Source organism: Massilia aurea (genome assembly GCF_014200505.1).
Taxonomy (GTDB): domain Bacteria; phylum Pseudomonadota; class Gammaproteobacteria; order Burkholderiales; family Burkholderiaceae_D; genus Telluria; species Telluria aurea_B.
This window is the reverse complement of sequence record NZ_JACHBX010000001.1, coordinates 462,201-482,092: the sequence shown is the minus strand read 5'-3', so window position 1 is coordinate 482,092 and position 19,892 is coordinate 462,201. Positions and strand designations below refer to the sequence as shown.

Below are 19,892 nucleotides of genomic sequence, written 5' to 3'. Positions count from 1 at the left end.
GCTCCACGGAGGCAAATATGCAACATGCGTCGCAAGCGGCTCTGTTTTCCCTGATTGGCGATACCCCGATGGTGGAAGTGACCCGCATCGATACCGGGCCCTGCCAGCTGTTCCTGAAGCTCGAATCGCAAAACCCGGGCGGCTCCATCAAGGACCGCATCGGCAAGACGATGATCGAACAGGCCGAGCATGACGGCCTGCTCAATCCCGGCGGCACCGTCGTCGAAGCCACTGCCGGCAACACGGGCCTGGGCCTGGCGCTGGTGGCGCGCATCAAGGGCTACCGCGTCGTGCTCGTCGTGCCCGACAAGATGGCACCCGAGAAAATCCTCCACCTCAAGGCGCTCGGCGCCGAGATCCACCTGACCCGCTCCGACGTCGGCAAGGGCCACCCCGAGTATTACCAGGATCTCGCCGCGCGGCTGGCCAAGCAGATTCCCGGCGCCTGGTTCGCCGACCAGTTCAACAATCCGGCCAATCCGCGCGCCCACGAAACCACGACCGGCCCCGAGATCTGGGACCAGGCCAAGCACAAGCTGGACGCGATCGTGCTCGGGGTCGGCTCGTCCGGCACGCTGACCGGCCTGTCGCGCTACTTCAAGAAAGCCGCGCCCCAGCTCGAATTCATCCTGGCCGATCCGAAAGGCTCGATCCTGGCCGAATACGTCGAGACCGGCCACGTGTCGCAGCAAGCCGGCTCGTGGGCCGTGGAAGGCATCGGCGAAGATTTCATTCCCGGCATCGCCGACCTTACCCGTGTCAAGAAGGCCTACACGATCACCGACGAAGAAAGCTTCGCCACCGCGCGCCTGCTGCTGCAGCAGGAAGGCATCCTGGGCGGCTCGTCCACCGGCACCCTGCTCGCCGCGGCGCTCAAATACTGCCGCGCGCAGACGCGCCCCAAGCGTGTCGTCACCTTCGTCTGCGATACCGGTACGCGCTACCTCAGCAAGGTGTACAGCGATGGCTGGATGGTCGACCAGGGCCTGATCACGCGCCCGAAAACAGGCGACCTGCGCGACCTGATCGGGCGCCGCCACGACGCCGGCGAAGTCATCACGCTGGCGCCGTCGGACACGCTGCTCACTGCGTTTAACCGCATGCGCTCGAGCGACCTGCAGCAACTGCCCGTGATGGATGCCGAAGGACGCCTGGCGGGCCTGATCGATGAATCCGACCTGCTGCTGAAGGTCACGCAATCGAACGACCATTTCAGCGCGCCGGTGTCGTCCACGATGACGGCCGACCTGCAAACCCTGCCCCCTGGCGCGAGCATGGCGCAACTGCGCGACATCCTCAACCGGGGCCTTACTGCCGTGATCGCCGACGGGCCGCAGTTCTTTGGCCTGATCACGCGCTACGACCTGCTCAATCACCTGCGAAGGACACTCTCGTGACCCATCCGGACACCAAACACCCCATCGAATTCAAACGCCATCTGGCCACCCGCGTCATCCACGGCGGCCAGTCGCCCGAACCCGCGACCGGCGCCGTGATGCCGCCGATCTTCGCCACCTCGACCTATCGCCAGGAAAGCCCGGGCGTGCACCAGGGCTTCGACTACGGCCGCTCGCACAACCCGACGCGCTTTGCGCTCGAACGCTCGCTGGCCGACATCGAGGGCGGCCGCGCTGCCTTCGCGTTTGCTTCGGGCCTGGCGGCGATTGCCGCCGTACTGGAACTGCTGCCCAGCGGCTCGCACGTCGTCGCTGGCGACGACATGTACGGCGGCACCTACCGCCTGTTCGAACGCGTGCGCCGCGACAGCGCCGGGCACACGTTCAGCTACGTCGATTTGTCCGACCCGGACGCGCTGGCCGCCGCCATCACGCCCGCCACGCGCATGGTGTGGGTCGAAACGCCCACCAACCCGATGCTCAAGCTGGCCGACCTGACCGCCATCGCGAGCCTGTGCCACGCGCGCGGCATCCTGTGCGTATGCGACAACACGTTCGCCAGTCCGATCATCCAGCGCCCGCTCGAACACGGGTTCGACATCGTCGTGCACTCGACCACCAAGTACATCAACGGCCACTCGGACGTGATCGGCGGCGTGGCCATCGTCGGCGCCAATGACCACCAGACGGGCCTGGCCGAGAAGCTCGGCTTCATCCAGAACTCGGTGGGCGCGATCCAGGGGCCGTTCGACAGCTTCCTCGTGCTGCGCGGGATCAAGACGCTGGCCCTGCGCGTGGAGCGTAGCAGCGGCAATGCGCTATTGCTGGCGAGCTGGCTCGAGCAGCAGCCGCAGGTCCGCAAGGTGCACTATCCGGGGCTGGAATCGCATCCGCAGCATGCACTGGCGCGCAATCAGATGCATGGCGGTTTCGGCGGCATTGTCTCGATCGACCTGGACACGGACATTGACGGTGCGCGGCGTTTTCTCGAAGCGTGCGAAGTGTTCACGCTGGCCGAAAGCCTGGGCGGCGTCGAGAGCCTGATCGAGCATCCGGCGCTGATGACGCATGCGAGTATTCCGCCGGAGCGACGTGCCGAATTGGGGATTGGCGACGGGCTGATCCGGTTGTCGGTCGGGATCGAGCATATTGACGATCAGCGTGAGGATTTGCGGCGGGCGCTGGCGGCGATTTGATTGGGTGAATTGCCGGTGATTCGATGCCCAATCGCGCTCAAAACTGACGCCTGAAACCCGATGTCGATTTCGTCCCGGATGACCGTGCCGCTAACCATCACCGCGTGGACGGCGCAGCCGTCCACCCTACGCCAGCAACAGAGGCTCTTGACGTAACTTGAACGTCGCCACCAGCGCCGACAACTCCGCGGCCTGCTGGCGCATCGAGGCGGCCGCTGCTGCCGCCTCTTCCACCATCGCCGCATTCTGCTGGGTCGAGAGGTCCATCTCGGCAATCGCGCGGCTCACTTGCGACACGCCGTTGGCCTGACCGGCGCTGGCAGTGTGGATTTCGCCCAGGATGCCCGCCACGTCATGCACGTGCTGCAGCATGGTGCGCATGGTCGAGCCGGCTGCTTCGGCGATGCCGGTACCTGCCTCGATCTCGCGCGACGATTCGCCGATCAGCTTCTTGATTTCTTTCGCGGCGCCAGCCGAGTGCTGCGCCAGGTTGCGCACTTCGGCGGCCACCACGGCAAAGCCCCGCCCCTCGCTGCCGGCCCGCGCCGCTTCCACCGCGGCGTTCAGGGCGAGGATATTCGTCTGGAAAGCGATGCTGTCGATCATCCCGGTGATGTCCACGATGCGCGCAGCCGACGCCTTGATCGCCCCCATGCGCACGACCAGCTGACCCACGGCCTGCGCACCTTCGGCGGCCACGCCGGACGCGGTCTGGGCCAGCGCATTGGCCTGCTGTGCATTGGCGTTGTTGCTGGCGATGGCACCCGACAGTTCGTCCATCGCTGTCACCGTCTCGCGCAGCGATTCGGCCTGGCGCTCGGTGCGGATCGACAGGTCCTGGTTGCCTTCCGCGATTTCACTGGACGCTGCATCGATTGCCTGCGCCCCTTGCAGCACTTGCGCCACGGTGCCCGAGACGCCGTGCGTCATGCCATTGAGTGCGTCGAACAGGCGGCCGATTTCATCGGTACGGGTGTGACTGATGGTCGGGCGCAGGTCGCCATGGGCCACCTGCTCGGCCAGCGTCGCCGCTTGCCTGAGCGGCCCCACCAGGTTGCGGGTCAGCAGCCACGCAAGACCACCGGCGACGGCCAGCGCGGCGCCACCCAGCGCCAGCAGCAGCGCCTTGCTGAAGCTCGATTCCGCTGCCGACGCGTCGGCTAGGCGGTGCGCTTCGGTGCTCTCGTGGGTCAGCAGGCCCTCGAGCGCGGCGACTTCGGCGCGATAGGCCGGCTCCCAGCGCTTGGTGAGGATGTCTTCGACGAGGCCTGTCTGGCCCAGGTCCTTGGCCTTGAACAGCTCGGCCTGGATCGCGGCCAGCGCGGCCTTGTTGGCACTGGCGCCTTCGATCAGCGTGCGTTCCTGGGGCGTGGCGGGCAGCGTGCCCAGTTTCTCCTCGATGTCGCTGGCGAGCTTGCGGCCCTCGGCAAGTTGCGCGCCAAAATAATCACCCAGTTCCAGGCTGTCGCTGCGCGCGATCGAGACGGCGCGCGAGCCATTCAGCCGCGCGATGCCCAGCAGCTCGGACGTCAGTTGCTGCTTGGCCAGCTTGTCGTCGACCAAGTTCGACGTGATGACGTCGGCCGCGTGCATGCGCCAGACGGCAACGGCGGCGATGAGGACGATGACGAGGGACAGGATGCCAAAGGCGCCGATGAGCTTGGTAAACGTGTTGCGCGGTGCGAGTCGCATTGGGATCTTCGTGAGAGTGAAACAGCGTGTACGCACAGTGTAGGAAGCAACGATGACAGGCCTGTGAAATGGCCCCGCAGTAACTCGGATTGCATCGAAGAAATGCGCAATCAACGTTACGTGTGGGTTCCACTCGGTATAAAAAAAGCCCGCGGCACTTGCGTGCGCGGGCTTTTGCGGGAGCGAACCTGCTTACTCGATTTCGACCGTCTCGGCCGGGGCCGCTGGCGGGCTGACATCGCCCTCGGGGAATTCGAGGACAACCTCGTCCTTTTCGTTCAGGTCGACCGTGACGCGGCCACCGTTGGTCAGGCGACCAAACAGCAGTTCGTCGGCCAGGGCCTTGCGGATCATGTCCTGGATCAGGCGGGACATCGGTCGTGCACCCATCGACGGGTCGAACCCTTTCTGGCCGAGGAACTTGCGCAGCTTCTCGGTGAAGATGGCTTCGACTTTTTTCTCGTGCAGCTGCTCTTCCAGCTGCATCAGGAACTTGTCGACGACGCGCAGGATGATGTCTTCGTCCAGCGCGCGGAAGCTGATGATCGCATCCAGACGGTTGCGGAACTCCGGCGTGAACATGCGCTTGATGTCGCCCATTTCGTCGCCCGCTTCACGCGAGTTGACGAAACCCACCGAGCGCTTGGTCAGGCTTTCGGCGCCCGCGTTCGTGGTCATGACAATGATCACGTTGCGGAAGTCGGCCTTGCGACCGTTGTTGTCGGTCAGCGTGCCATGGTCCATCACCTGCAGCAGGATGTTGAAAATGTCCGGGTGGGCTTTTTCAATCTCGTCCAGCAGCAGCACGGTGTGCGGCTTCTTGGTGATCGCTTCGGTCAGCAGACCGCCCTGGTCGAAACCAACGTAGCCCGGTGGCGCGCCGATCAGGCGCGAAACAGCGTGCCGCTCCATGTACTCGGACATGTCGAAGCGCACCAGCTCGATGCCCAGGATGAAGGCGAGCTGCTTGGCGACCTCGGTCTTGCCGACACCGGTCGGACCCGAGAACAGGAACGAGCCGATTGGCTTGTCCGTCTTGCCCAGGCCAGCACGCGCCATCTTGATCGCGGCCGACAGCGCCTCGATCGCCGGGTCTTGCCCGAACACGACGTTGCGCAGATCGCGGTCGATCGTCTGCAGCTTGCTGCGGTCGTCCTGATTGACCGACTGCGGCGGAATACGCGCGATCTTGGCGATGATGTCCTCGATCTCGGTCTTGCCGATCGTTTTCTTCTGCTTCGACTTCGGCAGCACGCGCTGAGCGGCGCCGGCTTCGTCGATCACGTCGATGGCCTTGTCGGGCAGGTGACGGTCATTGATGAAGCGCGCAGCCAGCTCGGCGGCGGTGGTCAGGGCCGAGGCCGAGTACTTCACGCCGTGGTGCTCTTCGAAGCGCGACTTCAGGCCACGCAGGATCGCGATGGTCTGTTCGACGGTCGGCTCATTGACGTCGACCTTCTGGAACCGGCGCGACAGCGCGTGGTCTTTTTCGAACACGCCGCGGTACTCGGTGAACGTGGTCGCACCAATGCACTTGAGCTGGCCATTGGCCAACGCAGGCTTGAGCAGGTTCGATGCGTCGAGCGTACCGCCCGAGGCCGAACCGGCGCCGATGATCGTGTGGATCTCGTCGATGAACAGGATGCCGTTCGGCGTGTCCTTGATCTGCTTGAGCACGGCCTTCAGGCGCTGCTCGAAATCACCGCGGTACTTGGTGCCGGCCAGCAGCGCGCCCATGTCCAGCGAGAACACGACAGCGTTCTGCAGGATTTCAGGCACGTCTTCCTGGACGATGCGCCATGCCAGGCCTTCGGCGATCGCGGTTTTACCCACGCCCGCCTCGCCCACCAGCAGCGGATTGTTCTTGCGGCGACGGCACAGGATCTGGATGACGCGATCGACTTCTTCTTCGCGCCCGATCAGCGGATCGATCTTGCCATCGGCTGCAGCCTTGTTCAGGTTCTGCGTGAACTGGTCCAGCGGGCTCTCTTTGGCCTGGCCTTCGACCTGCGCTTCCTCGACGCCTTCCGGCGCCTTGGACGTGTCGACCTGCTGGTCCTTGCGCACGCCGTGCGAAATGAAATTGACCACGTCGAGACGGGTCACGCCCTGCTGGTGCAGGTAGTACACCGCGTGCGAGTCTTTTTCGCCGAAGATTGCCACCAGCACGTTGGCGCCGGTGACTTCCTTCTTGCCGTTGGACGCTGACTGCACGTGCATGATCGCGCGCTGGATCACGCGCTGGAAACCAAGCGTCGGCTGGGTGTCCACCTCGCCCGTGCCAGGCACGGTTGGGGTGTTGTCGCCGATGAAATTCGTCAGGGTCTTGCGCAGGTCTTCAATATTGACCGCGCATGCACGCAGGACTTCGGCGGCCGAAGGATTATCGAGCAATGCCAATAGCAGGTGTTCCACGGTGATGAACTCGTGGCGTGCCTGGCGTGCCTCGACAAAGGCCATGTGTAGGGATACTTCAAGTTCCTGCGCAATCATACTTCCTCCATCACGCACTGCAGGGGATGCCCTGCCTTGCGTGCATGCGTTAAGACAAACTCCACTTTGGTACACGCTATATCTTTGGAAAACACGCCGCACACCCCTTTGCCATTCTGGTGCACCGACAGCATGATCTGCGTGGCCGTTTCCCGATCCTTGTTGAAATACTCCTGGATCACGGCCACGACAAATTCCATCGGCGTGTAATCATCGTTCAGTAGCGCCACCTGGTATAGCGGAGGCGGTTTGACGGTCTGCCGCTCTAGCAGTTGTTCAGTATCGTGCTTCGTTGCCATGGGGTATTCTAATACTTCCGAGGTTGGTGCCGAGCGTAAACATCAGCTCGTTTTCTGATATTTCCATCTTACGCTTTTTCGGATAACTGCGCAGATGGCGTTTCGATTGCCGAAATCAAGTCCGGCGCACAGGAATTCGATGAAAAATTTGACAACCCGCGCCCCAAACCCCTTGACTTGCGTGATTATTCCACCAACAATGCAGTCATCGACTTTGTACTTATGTACTCGTTGATAAGAAGTGAGCAGGCTGAGGAGGGCAAGAGGTTTCTTGCTTTTATGGCTAGTGTGATTTGTTAAATTTGAAAGTTCTTTTATGGCAACTGGTACTGTTAAGTGGTTCAATGATTCCAAAGGCTTTGGCTTCATCACGCCTGATGACGGCGGCGAGGATCTGTTCGCACACTTCTCCGCAATCAACATGAACGGTTTTAAGACCCTCAAAGAAGGTCAAAAAGTCCAATTCGAAGTCACGCAAGGCCCTAAAGGCAAGCAAGCTTCCAACATCCAGGGTAACTAATCATTCCCCTTCCGGAAGCGAAGAACCCCACTGTCACAGTGGGGTTTTTTTTCGCCCGCCGCAACCGCCGACGGGCTGCACCTCACATCTGTTCGATCAGCACTTCGCCAAAGCCCGAGCACGACACCTGCGTCGCCCCTTCCATCAGGCGCGCGAAATCGTAGGTCACTTTTTTCGACACAATGGCCTTGCCCATCGCCGCGATGATCAGGTCGGCCGCTTCGCTCCAGCCCATGTGGCGCAGCATCATCTCGGCAGACAGGATCAGCGAGCCGGGATTCACGTAATCCTTGCCGGCGTACTTCGGCGCCGTGCCGTGGGTCGCTTCGAACATCGCGACCGAATCGGACATGTTCGCGCCCGGCGCGATACCGATGCCGCCAACCTGAGCCGCCAGTGCATCGGAAATGTAATCGCCGTTCAGGTTCAGCGTGGCGATCACGCTGTATTCGGCGGGACGCAACAGGATCTGCTGCAGGAAGGCATCGGCGATCGAGTCCTTGATCATGATGTCGCGCCCGGTCTTTGGATTCTTGAGCTTGCACCATGGGCCGCCGTCGAACAGCTCGGCCCCGAATTCCTTCTGCGCCAGGGCGTAGCCCCAGTCCCGGAAGCCCCCTTCGGTGTACTTCATGATATTGCCCTTGTGGACCAGCGTCACCGATGGCTTGTCGTGGTCGATCGCGTACTGGATCGCCTTGCGCACGAGGCGCTCGGTGCCTTCGATCGAGACGGGCTTGAGGCCCAGGGCCGACGTGGCCGGGAAACGGACCTTCGACACACCCAGCTCGGCCTTCAGGAATGCGATCAGCTTTTGCGCACCTTCCGAGCCGGCCTCCCATTCGATGCCGGCGTAGATGTCCTCGGAATTTTCACGGAAGATGACCATGTCGGTCTTTTCCGGCTGCTTCAGTGGCGACGGCACGCCGGTGAAATAGCGCACCGGGCGCAGGCAGACGTACAGATCGAGCTCCTGGCGCAGCGCGACATTGAGCGAGCGGATGCCGCCGCCGACGGGCGTGGTCAGCGGGCCCTTGATCGAGACAACGTACTCCTTCAGCACATCCAGTGCTTCGGCGGGCAGCCAGACGTCGGCGCCGTAGCGTTTGGTCGCCTTTTCGCCGGCAAAGATCTCCATCCAGGCAATGTTGCGTTCACCGCCATAGGCCTTGTGCACGGCTGCGTCGACCACCTTCTTCATCACCGGTGTGATGTCCGCGCCCGTGCCGTCACCCTCGATATACGGAATGATCGGCGTGGCCGGCACGTTCAGGCTGAAATCGGCATTGACGGTGATCTTCTGGCCCGCAGGCGGGACGGTGATATGCTGGTACATCAAGTTCTCCAGGTAGGTGGCGAAAGGCGGTGCGAACGACGTTACTAACGACGTTACTAACTCGCTTACAATGTCGCCGTTGCCAGCGTCAGCCGAGGGCTGCTCTTCATTATGCCCCAGTATTTTGCCATATTGCCACGCTACCGGCTGGCCGCCCTTTCATTCGTTTCTCTGCACCTTCATGTCCCTGATCCTCTTCAATAAACCTTTCCAGGTCCTGTGCCAGTTCTCGTCCCAGGAAGGCCGCGAATGTCTTGCTGACTATCTCAAGATTCCCGGCATCTACCCCGCTGGCCGGCTCGACGCCGACAGCGAAGGCCTGATGCTCTTGACCGACGACGGCCAGCTCCAGCACAAGATCGCCCATCCGGATCACAAGGAAGCCAAGACCTACCTGGTGCAGGTCGATGGCGTGCCCGATGCCGCCGCCATGGCGCGCCTGCAAGCACCGCTCGATCTGGGCGACTTCGTCACCAAGCCGTGCCGCGCCGCGCGTATCGCCGAACCCAAGTGGCTGTGGCCGCGCAACCCACCGATCCGCGCGCGCCAGGACAAGCCCACCAGCTGGATCGCGATCACGCTCGAAGAAGGCAAGAACCGTCAGGTGCGCCGGATGACGGCGGCCGTGGGCTTGCCGACGCTGCGTCTGGTGCGCAGCAGTATCGGCCCGTTTTCCCTGAGCACGCATCCATTGCTGCCGGGCGAATTCATCGACGTGCCGGCGTATTCGCGCCACGCGGGCAAATAAAAACCCGCCGACCTTGCGGCCGGCGGGTTTCAGTTACAGCAGCCGTTCAGTTCAGGCGAACGAATCGATCGCCGCATTGAAGGTGGCGCTCGGACGCATTGCGGCCGTTACCTTGGCTTCATCCAGCTTGTAGTAACCACCGATATCGACCGGCTTGCCCTGCACGGCCAGCAGCTCGGCGACGATGGTCGCTTCGTCGGCGGCCAGTTTCTTGGCCAGCGGCGCGAACGTGGCGGCCAGTGCGGCGTCGTCGGTCTGCGCGGCCAGCTCTTGCGCCCAGAACAGCGAGAGGTAGAACTGGCTGCCACGGTTGTCGAGCTCGCCGGTCTTTGGCGATGGCGACTTGCGGTTGTCCAGCAGCTTGCCGGTGGCAGCGTCCAGCGTCTTGGCCAGGACCTTCGCCTTCTCGTTACCGGTTTTCAGGCCCAGGTCTTCCAGCGACACGGCCAGCGCGAGGAACTCGCCCAGCGAATCCCAGCGCAGGTGGTTTTCTTCGACCAGCTGCTGCACGTGTTTCGGAGCCGAACCGCCAGCGCCGGTTTCGTACATGCCGCCACCGGCCATCAGCGGCACGATCGACAGCATCTTGGCGGACGTGCCCAGTTCCATGATCGGGAACAGGTCGGTCAGGTAGTCGCGCAGGATGTTGCCGGTGACCGAGATGGTGTCCAGGCCGCGCCAGACGCGCTCGAGCGTGAAGCGCATCGCGCGCACTTGCGACATGATCTGGATATCCAGGCCGTTCGTGTCGTGATCCTTCAGGTAGACCTTGACCTTCTTGATCAGTTCATTTTCATGTGGACGATACGGGTCGAGCCAAAACACGGTCGGCATGCCCGAGTTACGCGCGCGCGTCACGGCCAGCTTGACCCAGTCGCGGATCGGCGCATCCTTGACCTGGCACATGCGCCAGATATCGCCCTGCTCCACGTTCTGGCTCATCAGGACTTCGCCGGTGGCGAGGTCGGTGATGTTGGCCACGCCGTCTTCCTGGATCTCGAAAGTCTTGTCGTGCGAGCCGTATTCTTCGGCTTGCTGAGCCATCAGGCCGACGTTCGGGACGGTACCCATCGTCTTCGGATCGAAGGCGCCGTGCCATTTGCAGAAGTTGATGATCTCCTGGTAGATGCGCGCGAAGGTGCTCTCAGGGATGACGGCCTTGACTTCCTTCAGGCGGCCATCGGCGCCATACATTTTGCCGCCGGCGCGGATCATCGCTGGCATCGACGCGTCGACGATGACGTCGTTCGGCGAATGGAAGTTGGTGATGCCCTTGGCCGAATCGACCATGGCCAGTTCAGGACGGTGTTCCTGGCACGCGTGCAGGTCGCGGATGATTTCTTCGCGCTGCGACGACGGCAGGTCGGCGATCTTGTTGTACAGATCGGCCATGCCGTTGTTGACGTTGATGCCCAGGCTCTCGAACAGTGCGCCGTGCTTCTCGAACGCTTCCTTGTAGAACATGCGCACGCAGTGACCGAAGACGATCGGGTGCGACACCTTCATCATGGTTGCCTTGACGTGCAGCGAGAACAGCATGCCGGTAGCGTGTGCGTCTTCGATCTGGGCTTCGTAGAAGGCCAGCAGCGACTTGCGGCTCATGAACATCGAATCGATGATTTCACCGGCCAGCAGCGAAACCTTTGGCTTGAGCACAATGGTCTGGCCGCTCTTGGTGACCAGTTCCATCTTGACGTCGCGCGCTGCCTCGACCGTCATCGACTTTTCGCCGTGGTAGAAGTCGCCTTCGGTCATGTGCGCCACGTGGGTGCGCGATGCCTGCGACCATGGGGCCATCGAGTGCGGGTTCTTGCGCGCGTATTCCTTGACGGCGCGCGGGGCGCGGCGGTCGGAGTTACCTTCGCGCAGAACCGGGTTCACTGCCGAACCGATGCACTTGCCGTACTTGGCCTTGATGGTTTTTTCTTCGTCGGTCTTCGGGTCCGACGGGTAGTCAGGGATGTTGTAGCCCTTGTCCTGCAGTTCCTTGATCGCGGTGGTCAGCTGGCTGACCGAGGCGCTGATGTTCGGCAGCTTGATGATGTTGGCGCTCGCCTCGAGCGTCTTCTTGCCCAGCTCGACCAGCGAATCCGGCACGCGCTGCTCCGGGGTCAGGTTTTCAGGGAACGCTGCCAGGATACGGGCCGCGACCGAGATGTCGCTGGCCGTGACGGTGATGCCGGCCGGCTTCGTGAAGGTGCTGACCACAGGCAGGAAGGCGTGGGTCGCCAGCAGCGGCGCCTCGTCGGTCAGGGTGTAGATGATGGTCTGATCACTGCTCATGCACATTTTCCTCGGTAATCGCGACAACGTCGCGCGTAGTAAAAACTGACAATTGGCCACAGCCCATCAATAGATGCGCTGCGGGCACTGGGCGCCGATGCCGGACATTCTACCCCTGTCTGCGACGGGAGGGCCAGAGCGCACCGGCGTACATTCCGTTGGTTGGGCGGCCGCTTCGTGCAAGGCCGCGAAACCTGTCTTTAACGCCAGTCTTCTATAAGACATAAGACGCGCCATATTATGCCCCACCTTTGCGGCGGACACCAGTTTTTACGTTATCGACAACCCCGCCATGCATTCCGGATAGAAAAATTGAAGTGCCAAGCAAAAAAACCCGCCAGGACCGAAGTCGGGCGGGTCTTTCCACTGCACAGAACTTGCCTGCGCGGCCAGAAGGCCGCACGCACGCGGGCTTTACGCCGACAGTGCTTTCAGGGCTGCAGCCAGGCGGCTCTTGTGGCGCGCTGCTTTGTTCTTGTGGATGATTTTCTTGTCAGCGATGCTGTCGATTTTCGACACGGACTGCTGGAAGATCAGGGTCGCGGCTTCTTTGTCGCCAGCCTGGATGGCTTTGCGAGCTGCCTTGATTGCGGTACGCAGGGTCGAACGCTGCGACGAGTTGTGCGCGTTTTGCTTAACTGCTTGACGAGCGCGCTTGCGCGCTTGTGCGGTATTTGCCATGGAATTTCCTAAATCGGGGTCAAGTTGCGTTTGCAAACATTAGCGACTGTTAAACCGGCGCAGGAGCCTGCCCAACGATTAGTGTCTGCTAACAGAATTCAGTACAGCCCATGATTATAGCGAAGCTTTCAAGTCTGGGCAATTCAAAATTCAAAGATTGTCGGCCGGATGTCTGTACCGGTCGAGTTGCACCAGTATAATCTCGCGCCATGAACCTGCTCAGAACCCTCGCCGCCATCTCCAGCATGACGATGCTTTCGCGCGTCACCGGCCTCTTGCGTGAAAGCCTGTTTGCACGCGCTTTCGGCGCCTCGGCGTACACCGATGCCTTCATCATCGCGTTCCGCCTGCCCAACCTGCTGCGGCGCCTGTTTGCCGAAGGCGCATTCTCGCAAGCGTTCGTGCCGATCCTGTCCGAATACAAGACGCAGCATGGCGACGTCGCCACCAAGACCCTCGTCGACCATGTCGCCACCTCGCTGCTGTGGGCCACGGTGCTCACCAGTATTGTCGGCATCATCGGCGCCCCGCTCCTGATCATGGTCCTGGCGGGCGACCTGCGCGAGACACCCGGCGCCTACAACGCGTCGGTCATCATGACGCAGATGATGTTCCCGTACATCGCCTGCATGTCGTTTGTCGCGCTGGCTGGCGGCATCCTGAATACCTGGCGCCAGTTCAAGATCCCCGCGTTCACGCCGGTGCTGCTGAACCTGTCGTTCATCTTCGCGTCGCTCGTGCTGGTCAATTACCTCGAACAGCCGATCTACGCGATGGCGATTGCGGTCTGCGTCGGCGGCCTGCTGCAGGTGGCGATCCAGATTCCGTCGCTCGTGAAAATCGGCATGTTGCCGCGCATCTCGTTCAATCCGTTGACGGGCCTGCGCGACGCCGGCGTGCGCCGCATGCTCAAGAAGATGGGCCCGGCCGTGTTCGCCGTGTCCGCAGCGCAGATCAGCCTGTTGATCAATACCGGCATCGCCGCCAGCCTGGCCGCCGGCGCCGTCTCGGCGCTGCAGTATGCCGACCGCCTGATGGAATTCCCGACCGCGATGCTGGGCGTGGCCCTGGGCACGATCCTGCTGCCATCGCTGTCGAAAGCCAATAGCGAAGGCGACACCGCCGAATACGCGGCGCTGCTGAACTGGGGCCTGCGCCTGACCTTCCTGCTTGCGCTGCCTGCCGCGGTGGGCATGGCCACGCTGGCCGTGCCGATGATCGCCACCCTCTTCCACTACGGTAAATTCGACGATGCAGCGCTGGTCAATTCATCGATGCCGCTGATGGCCTACAGCGCCGGCCTGCTGGGCATCATCCTCGTCAAGATCCTGGCACCGGCGTTCTACGCCCGCCAGGACGTCAAGACGCCGGTACGCATCGCCGTTGCCGTGCTGGTTGCCACGCAGCTGATGAACCTGATCTTCGTGCCGCTGATGGGCGTGGCGGGCCTGGCCCTGTCGATTGGCCTGGGCGCCTGCATCAATGCCACCTGCCTGTACATCGGCCTGCGCAAGCGCGGCATCTACACGCCGCAGCCGGGTTGGGGCAAATTCTTCCTGAAGCTCGCCATCGGCGTGGCGGTCATGGGCGCCGTGGCGTGGTTCGGCCAGGCGCAGTTCGACTGGGCGGCGATGAAAGCCACGCCTGGCCTGCGCATCGGCGCACTGCTGGGCATCATCGTGGCCAGTGCGGTGACCTACTTTGCAATGCTCGCACTGCTGGGATTCCGGCCGCGCGACTTCCGGCGCCGCGCGGCGTAACTGGTCAGTTCGCGCTGCCCCGGCGCAGCGCTGCGATCCGCGCCACGGCGTTGCGCTGGTTCGGATCGGCCGCGACGGCTTTTTCGTAGGCCGCAATGGCTGACCTGGTGTCGCCGAGCGCTTCATACGCCTCGCCTTCACTGTCGAACGCGTTGGCGAACGTCGGTTCGAGGAACGTGGCCAGCTTGAACAGCTCGAGCGCGCCGCGCGCGTTCTTTGCCCGCAGCAGCTGGTAGCCCAGCGTATTCATGTTCATGGGGCTGAGCTTGAAGTCGGGCGAGCGTACCACCATCCCGGCGTGGATCGACTGCGCATCCTTGTAGCCGGCATTGGCGAACGCACGCAGGAAGTCGCCTTCGCCAAGCAGTGCATGCCGTACCGGCGTGAACGCCATCGACATCACCTGCGGGCCGATACCATGCCGCGCTGGTGACTGCTTCAGCCATGCCAGAGCCTCGCCGTCCTGCTTCAGATACGCGTCCAGGAACCGGCGCACATACAACGCGCTGCTGCGATACGCCTGCAGCACATCGGCACGCGCATAGTCGCCAAACGCAGCATCGTCGGCAAAGCGCACATGCCACGCGCTGAAATCCGGATGCGTCATCGGCGGCAGGGTCGCGACATACACGTCGGAATAGGTCATCGTGTTGAGGTAACTCTTGCCGAGCATGTCCTTGCGCTCCATGACTTCTGCGGACGGCGCACGCGCGCCCAGGTACAGCATCGGCACCGCCGTGCGCGCTGGCTGCACATAACCCGCCGCGCCCCACACTTTCGGGTGATACCGGATGGAGCCGTCCAGGCTGACCAGCGCCTTGACGCGGCTGGAACGCGCCGCGGCAAACACATTGGCCATACCGCCCCAGCTGAACCCTGCCGCCGCCACATTGCCGATGTCGGCCTGCGGCAGCGTCTGCGCGTAATTGGCAAGAAAAGCGATATCGGCGGCCTGCGCCTCGACGCCTTCGACGTCGTCGGTCATCATGACCGAGCGCGCCCCCAGGCTGCGGCTGGCGAGCACCACATAACCATGGCTGGCCAGGTATTCGCACAGGTCGATGTTTTCATGGGCTTGTGCGGCAAAGCTGGGCGCGTAGATCACCACCGGAAAGCGGCCTGCCGCAGCAGCCGCATCACGCACGGCCAGCGTCGCCGCGCCATACTGCGCGCTTTGCGGTCCCGCCATCCAGCCTGCCCGCTGCCTGGTTGCTTCGGCGGCCGACGCGGTGAAGTCGACATCATTCAGGCTGGCCTGCTGATAATCTGCGGCCAGCATCGGCGCGCCGCCAGCACGCCTGGCTGGATACCAGACCAGCATCTGGATTGGCCGGCCAGGCGCAGCATTGCCGGCCTTGCCGAATGCATCGACTGACGGCTCGAGCAGCCGGCTGTAATCGTATTGCTGGACGACGCGCAGGCCGACGGCATGCGGGCCGGCTTCAGGGATCAGATTTGGCGCGGCAGGCGCCGGCACGCCTGCGCTGGCACTGACACTGAGACTGAGACTGGCGGCGATGGAAAGGACTATCAGGACGGGGCGCAGGCGCATGATCGATGTCATTGGCCGCTCACTTGCCTGGTGCGGCCGGCGGCCGGATCGGCGTGTACTGCGCCGACACCAGCTTCCAGGCGCCGTCCTGCTGCAGCGCCACGAAGCTCGAGCGCACCGCGGCTGTGCGGGTTTGCCCGCCAACCGTCATGACGTAAGACATCTTCGCGAGCACGATGGCGGTATTGCCCAGCACGCGCGGCATGATCTCGTCGACGGTGATTGCCGGCAGCGGCTTGTCGTCATGCTTGACATAGAACGACAGCATCTTCGCGCGCGGGTCGACCTCGCCGATTGGGGAAATCTCGATATAGTTTTCGGCGGTCAGCGCTTCCAGCGTGACGCGGTCGAACGTGCCTTGCGCCATGGCGAAGCGCTGCACCAGTTCGCTGACCGACTGTTCGGGTGTGGCGGCCTGGGCGGGCGTGATCGACAGGCAGGCAAGCACGCCCGCAATGCATAGCATGTTGCTGTAACGGCGCGACAGGACAGAGATCATGCGACTCCTCGTAAAGTTGGTCAACGCCGGCAGTGGCGTTACGGTGACGGTCGATCATAGCAATGCGCGTTATCGTTGCCTATTAAAAACGGATGCATATGGCTGCTGGTTTACTGCGCCGTGCGAATGGAGTTCGCCACAACGCATCGAGTTAGCTTTCAAACGATAAAGTCTGTTATAGCAACCGCAGTCTGTTGGCGCTCCTGCCACTTGTTCCGAGGACCGTAGAGACATACACTGGGCAATGCTGACAGTCGGCTATCGGCCGGACAGCATTCGCACGACACCCGCTGAAACTAAGGATGCGTTTTTACATTGGAAGGGAATATGATGCCAGACCAGATTCAGGGCGGCTTACGCACTCTGCGTCTTGCAGAGGATTCATTCATACGCGCTTTGCTTCGGCGGGCACGGGATGGCGAGCATCTGCGCCTCCAACTGGAGCATGCTCGGGTACTTGACATGAACGATGGCAAAATGGGTACCGTTCAATTTGCGGGTCACGACAATCGGTTTTTAGGCAGCTGCCTTGTTGAGGCGCAGTACGTCGATCTCGACGGCGTCCCTGTGAATATTGTTCTCAATGCGGATACAACCGGACAACTCTATGAACTCGACATTTGGAAGGCAGACTTTTCACCACTTCAGGCATATCCGGTTTTTGAACGTGTGACAGTCAAGTCTTGATATCGTAGGGTTGTACCAGACTGCCTTTGTCCAGAAAACGTCACGCCATCGCAGAGAAACCGTGCATCCATCCGCCAGATTAGTCTTGCGTACCATGTCGATGCTTGGCGTGGCGGCCGTTATTGGTGTGACGATCGCCACCTTCACCACCTGCGGCGTTGGACTTGCCCATGGAACGGGCACCTGGTGCGCGTTACCACTGGTTTGGTTCATCGGCTTCCCGCTTGCAATCACCAATGCGCTCATCGTTGGCCTGCCACTTGCGTTTTTATTCTGCAAGTTGCGTCTAACGCGATGGTGGCAGTTCGCAGTGACAGGCTTTATCTGCGCCACACCTGTATGGATGGAGCTTGCCGAACCATTCACATCGGTCCGTTGGGCGCAATTCGGTCTGTATGATTCATTGAATTGTTTCGGGTCGGGCCTTGCCGGTGGACTTGCTTATTGGTGGATAAGCCAGAAAGTCGGTATTCGTCGTGGTACTGATGAGATAGCGCCCTAGTCATTGAAAATGGGTGACCGACCTGACCCCGACCATCGCCCCTCCCTTAGTACCATTACCAGAGCATTCATCGACAGACTTTTTGTCGAATTCGTTTCTGAATGCTGGCAGCACGCTATGCTGTCCTGAACAGCCGGGTCCGGCCAAAAGTGGATGTTGATTGCGTCCATGCCGTTCAATCCTTACAGGCCCAACTAATGCTGAGCTATCTGACATGGCTGTCCGTCGCTGGCGTATGGCTACCTATCGTGGGGCTTGCAGCATGGGCGTGGATCTCGTGGGTAGTGGGTGCACTAGCGCCGACGCAGGTTGGGGCATTGTCGTAATCGGCATGGCTCTTACATTCGGTTTAAGTCATGCACTGGCGGACTCTTCTCTTATCGGAATAGGGTTGCTATTGACTGGCCGTGCCCCCAGTCCAGCCTTCACACTGCTCAGTGTTACTGTTGGCGGTTTGGTATCTGCACTCGTATTGTCACGTATCTATTTCGACTTCACCACGTCGAGTTGTCTGCAATCCTTGTGCAGCGTTCGATGACTGCTTTGGGTCGGCTGCCGCCCTTCGTGACAGTCCCCGATTTTCCGCCTTGGCCGACCTGCTATGCTGTGGTGAGCGACCACCTTTGGCCACAAACAGTCATTCCAAACATACATCTTGAAGAACTAGAACGCGCTCTGATGTCCAACCAAACATTAATTGCGAGGATCGAAAGTGGCCTCAACAGCATGCGAGCGCGGGAAATCAGCGCTGCCGCGTTTGCGAAGATAGTGCGGAACAACGGGCGCGCGCTCGAAGCGATGCCGTACGATCTCATTCGAAAAATAGAAGATCTTGCTCAAGATTTAGAAATTGCGGAATGGTATGAAAAGGATGGTTTCCTACCAGATACTGAGTCTGTTCTGTTACGGACACAAGCGTGGCTAGCCTCTTTACCTCGCGACGTTTGACCTTCAATCTCAATCGATCCAAGGTCTGCTCCGGTCGGTACCGACCTGTCGTGACAGTCAGGGCTTTTTCAAACCGGGCAACCTGCTAAGCTGACGTGAACGGCTGGGTTCGGGCCTAATCCGGACTGTCGCACACCTGTGCTCCTACCCGCTGTGTCCAACCTGACGGCTCGTCCAAGCCTACTGGTCCTCGGTTGGCGTTTCCGTCGCAGGCTCCGTTTGCGGTTCGGCTGCGGTTTCCTGTGCATTTACCGGTTCTGGTTCCGGTGCGGTAACCGGTGCTGGCTCGGATTCTTCAGCCGTCTCCGCCGCCGGCACATCTGCCGGCGCTGCCGCAGGCAAGCCAGGCGGCACCGGTTGCGCCGCCGGCGCCGCGGGTGCACCAGGTCGCGGCGCCGGCTGCGGCTGTCCAAGCCCCTGCCCCAGCGCCGGATCACGCGCCTTGAACCGCCACGCCGAAATCGTGTCCGCATTGTCCAGGCCCGCAAACCGGCTGTCGAAATTGGCGACCTTCAGCGGTTTGGCCGTCGACAGACTATGCACTGCAACCACGCCCGTCGTGCCTTCACCCAGATACACCACGCCCCACTCCGCCTTGCCCGTCAGCGGGTCGACGAAGATCTTGCGCAGGTGCCGGCGCACGCCCGGCACGCGCGGGTCTTTCAGCAGTTCCTTTAGCGATGGCGGATACGGCGAAGCGCCCTGCGGCGTCGCGGCTGCGTAGCTGTCGAGCGCTGCGCTGAAGGCGGCGCCGATGTCCAGCAGTTCTTCTTCGGCCGCCGCCCGTTGCAGCAGCGCGCCGATCTTGAGCGTGGCGGCGCCTACCAGGCCGATGATGGTGACAAAGATGATCAGGCCCAGGTAGGTGAACCCGGCCTGGCGCCCGCGGCGTATCCCTGCCCGAACTACCATTCCAGATAGGGCCGGCCGCGCCGGTCGTTGCCTGGCGCGCCGCTGCGCAGGTTGGCGAAGCCGCCCTGCTCCCCTTCGTGCGGCGCTTCGAGTATCCACGTGTCGCGCGCCTCGGTGACCGGGTCGAGCGGGATTTCGCGCAGGTAGCGCGCTTCCACCAGTTGTTCGAGCGACTCGGGATAACGGCCCGTATCGGAGCGGTACTGGTCGACCACCTGGCGCGTGTTGCGCAGGTTATCGGCCAGGATCGTCTCCTTTGCGCTGTCGATGCTGGGGAAAAAGCGCGGCAGCGCCACCGTCAGCAGCAGCGCGATGATCCCCAGCACGACCAGCAGTTCGATCAGCGTGAAACCGCGGCCTTTTCTGTGTGTACGCATACGCATCGTG

18 protein-coding genes are annotated in these 19,892 nt (G+C 61.8%); 8 read left to right on the top strand and 10 right to left on the bottom strand.

What is annotated here, in order from left to right; translation table 11 throughout:
- Positions 1-17 precede the first annotated feature (17 nt).
- Together HD842_RS02045 and HD842_RS02040 are read left to right on the top strand one after the other, a co-directional pair.
- Complete coding sequence (locus tag HD842_RS02045) at positions 18-1,397, top strand: pyridoxal-phosphate dependent enzyme (protein WP_183550292.1); 1,380 nt, start codon at positions 18-20, stop codon at positions 1,395-1,397.
- Positions 1,394-2,593, top strand: a complete 1,200-nt coding sequence (locus tag HD842_RS02040) for a trans-sulfuration enzyme family protein (protein WP_370660775.1) — start codon at positions 1,394-1,396, stop codon at positions 2,591-2,593. Before HD842_RS02045 ends, HD842_RS02040 begins: the two co-directional genes overlap by 4 nt.
- A 126-nt stretch (positions 2,594-2,719) precedes the next feature.
- On the opposite strand, the gene HD842_RS02035 is transcribed toward HD842_RS02040, so the two are convergent.
- From HD842_RS02035 to clpS, 3 genes are all read right to left on the bottom strand, one after another.
- On the bottom strand, positions 2,720-4,285 hold the full coding sequence (locus HD842_RS02035; RefSeq protein ID WP_183550289.1) for a methyl-accepting chemotaxis protein: 1,566 nt from the start codon (positions 4,283-4,285) through the stop codon (positions 2,720-2,722).
- Positions 4,286-4,477: 192 nt separating this feature from the next.
- Positions 4,478-6,778, bottom strand: a complete 2,301-nt coding sequence (gene clpA / locus HD842_RS02030; RefSeq protein WP_183550286.1) for an ATP-dependent Clp protease ATP-binding subunit ClpA — start codon at positions 6,776-6,778, stop codon at positions 4,478-4,480.
- Entirely contained in the window at positions 6,775-7,077 is a 303-nt protein-coding gene (gene clpS, locus HD842_RS02025) for an ATP-dependent Clp protease adapter ClpS (protein WP_137175749.1), read from the bottom strand. Before clpS ends, clpA begins: the two co-directional genes overlap by 4 nt.
- Positions 7,078-7,393: 316 nt before the next feature.
- Here clpS and HD842_RS02020 point away from each other — a divergent pair, with 316 nt between their 5' ends.
- On the top strand, positions 7,394-7,597 hold the full coding sequence (locus HD842_RS02020; RefSeq protein WP_171084635.1) for a cold-shock protein: 204 nt from the start codon (positions 7,394-7,396) through the stop codon (positions 7,595-7,597).
- An 82-nt stretch (positions 7,598-7,679) separates the two neighbouring features.
- Here HD842_RS02020 and icd read toward each other — a convergent pair whose 3' ends face one another.
- Positions 7,680-8,933 carry an NADP-dependent isocitrate dehydrogenase gene (gene icd, locus HD842_RS02015; protein ID WP_183550283.1) on the bottom strand — a complete coding sequence of 418 codons (1,254 nt, stop codon included), beginning with the start codon at positions 8,931-8,933 and terminating at the stop codon, positions 7,680-7,682.
- Positions 8,934-9,114: 181 nt separating this feature from the next.
- On the opposite strand from icd, the gene HD842_RS02010 reads away from it, so the two are divergent.
- Positions 9,115-9,681 (top strand): pseudouridine synthase, encoded by a 567-nt coding sequence (locus tag HD842_RS02010; RefSeq protein ID WP_183550280.1) that lies wholly within the window; start codon positions 9,115-9,117, stop codon positions 9,679-9,681.
- 51 nt (positions 9,682-9,732) lie between these two features.
- Here the strand turns inward: HD842_RS02010 and HD842_RS02005 are convergent, their stop codons facing one another.
- Together HD842_RS02005 and rpsT are read right to left on the bottom strand one after the other, a co-directional pair.
- On the bottom strand, positions 9,733-11,964 hold the full coding sequence (locus HD842_RS02005; RefSeq protein ID WP_183550276.1) for an NADP-dependent isocitrate dehydrogenase: 2,232 nt from the start codon (positions 11,962-11,964) through the stop codon (positions 9,733-9,735).
- 414 nt (positions 11,965-12,378) lie between these two features.
- Positions 12,379-12,645, bottom strand: coding sequence for a 30S ribosomal protein S20 (gene rpsT, locus HD842_RS02000; RefSeq protein WP_183550274.1), 267 nt, complete (start codon positions 12,643-12,645; stop codon positions 12,379-12,381).
- A 209-nt stretch (positions 12,646-12,854) separates the two neighbouring features.
- On the opposite strand from rpsT, the gene murJ reads away from it, so the two are divergent.
- Positions 12,855-14,405 (top strand): murein biosynthesis integral membrane protein MurJ, encoded by a 1,551-nt coding sequence (murJ, locus tag HD842_RS01995; protein WP_183550270.1) that lies wholly within the window; start codon positions 12,855-12,857, stop codon positions 14,403-14,405.
- 4 nt (positions 14,406-14,409) lie between these two features.
- On the opposite strand, the gene HD842_RS01990 is transcribed toward murJ, so the two are convergent.
- Positions 14,410-15,969: a dienelactone hydrolase family protein gene (locus tag HD842_RS01990; RefSeq protein WP_183550267.1), complete on the bottom strand. Its 1,560-nt coding sequence runs from the start codon at positions 15,967-15,969 to the stop codon at positions 14,410-14,412.
- A gap of 7 nt (positions 15,970-15,976) precedes the next feature.
- A complete protein-coding gene (locus HD842_RS01985) occupies positions 15,977-16,456 on the bottom strand; it encodes a nuclear transport factor 2 family protein (protein ID WP_183550264.1) in 480 nt (159 codons plus the stop codon).
- Positions 16,457-16,786: 330 nt separating this feature from the next.
- On the opposite strand from HD842_RS01985, the gene HD842_RS01980 reads away from it, so the two are divergent.
- From HD842_RS01980 to HD842_RS01970, 3 genes are all read left to right on the top strand, one after another.
- Positions 16,787-17,143, top strand: a complete 357-nt coding sequence (locus tag HD842_RS01980; protein ID WP_183550262.1) for a DUF6984 family protein — start codon at positions 16,787-16,789, stop codon at positions 17,141-17,143.
- A gap of 94 nt (positions 17,144-17,237) precedes the next feature.
- Entirely contained in the window at positions 17,238-17,645 is a 408-nt protein-coding gene (locus HD842_RS01975) for a hypothetical protein (RefSeq protein ID WP_183550260.1), read from the top strand.
- A 534-nt stretch (positions 17,646-18,179) separates the two neighbouring features.
- A complete protein-coding gene (locus HD842_RS01970; protein WP_183550258.1) occupies positions 18,180-18,593 on the top strand; it encodes a hypothetical protein in 414 nt (137 codons plus the stop codon).
- A 180-nt stretch (positions 18,594-18,773) separates the two neighbouring features.
- Here HD842_RS01970 and HD842_RS01965 read toward each other — a convergent pair whose 3' ends face one another.
- Together HD842_RS01965 and HD842_RS01960 are read right to left on the bottom strand one after the other, a co-directional pair.
- Positions 18,774-19,505 carry a type II secretion system protein gene (locus HD842_RS01965; protein WP_183550256.1) on the bottom strand — a complete coding sequence of 244 codons (732 nt, stop codon included), beginning with the start codon at positions 19,503-19,505 and terminating at the stop codon, positions 18,774-18,776.
- Positions 19,499-19,882: a type II secretion system protein gene (locus HD842_RS01960; RefSeq protein WP_183550254.1), complete on the bottom strand. Its 384-nt coding sequence runs from the start codon at positions 19,880-19,882 to the stop codon at positions 19,499-19,501. The genes HD842_RS01965 and HD842_RS01960 overlap by 7 nt, the downstream gene beginning before the upstream one ends.
- Positions 19,883-19,892 lie beyond the last annotated feature (10 nt).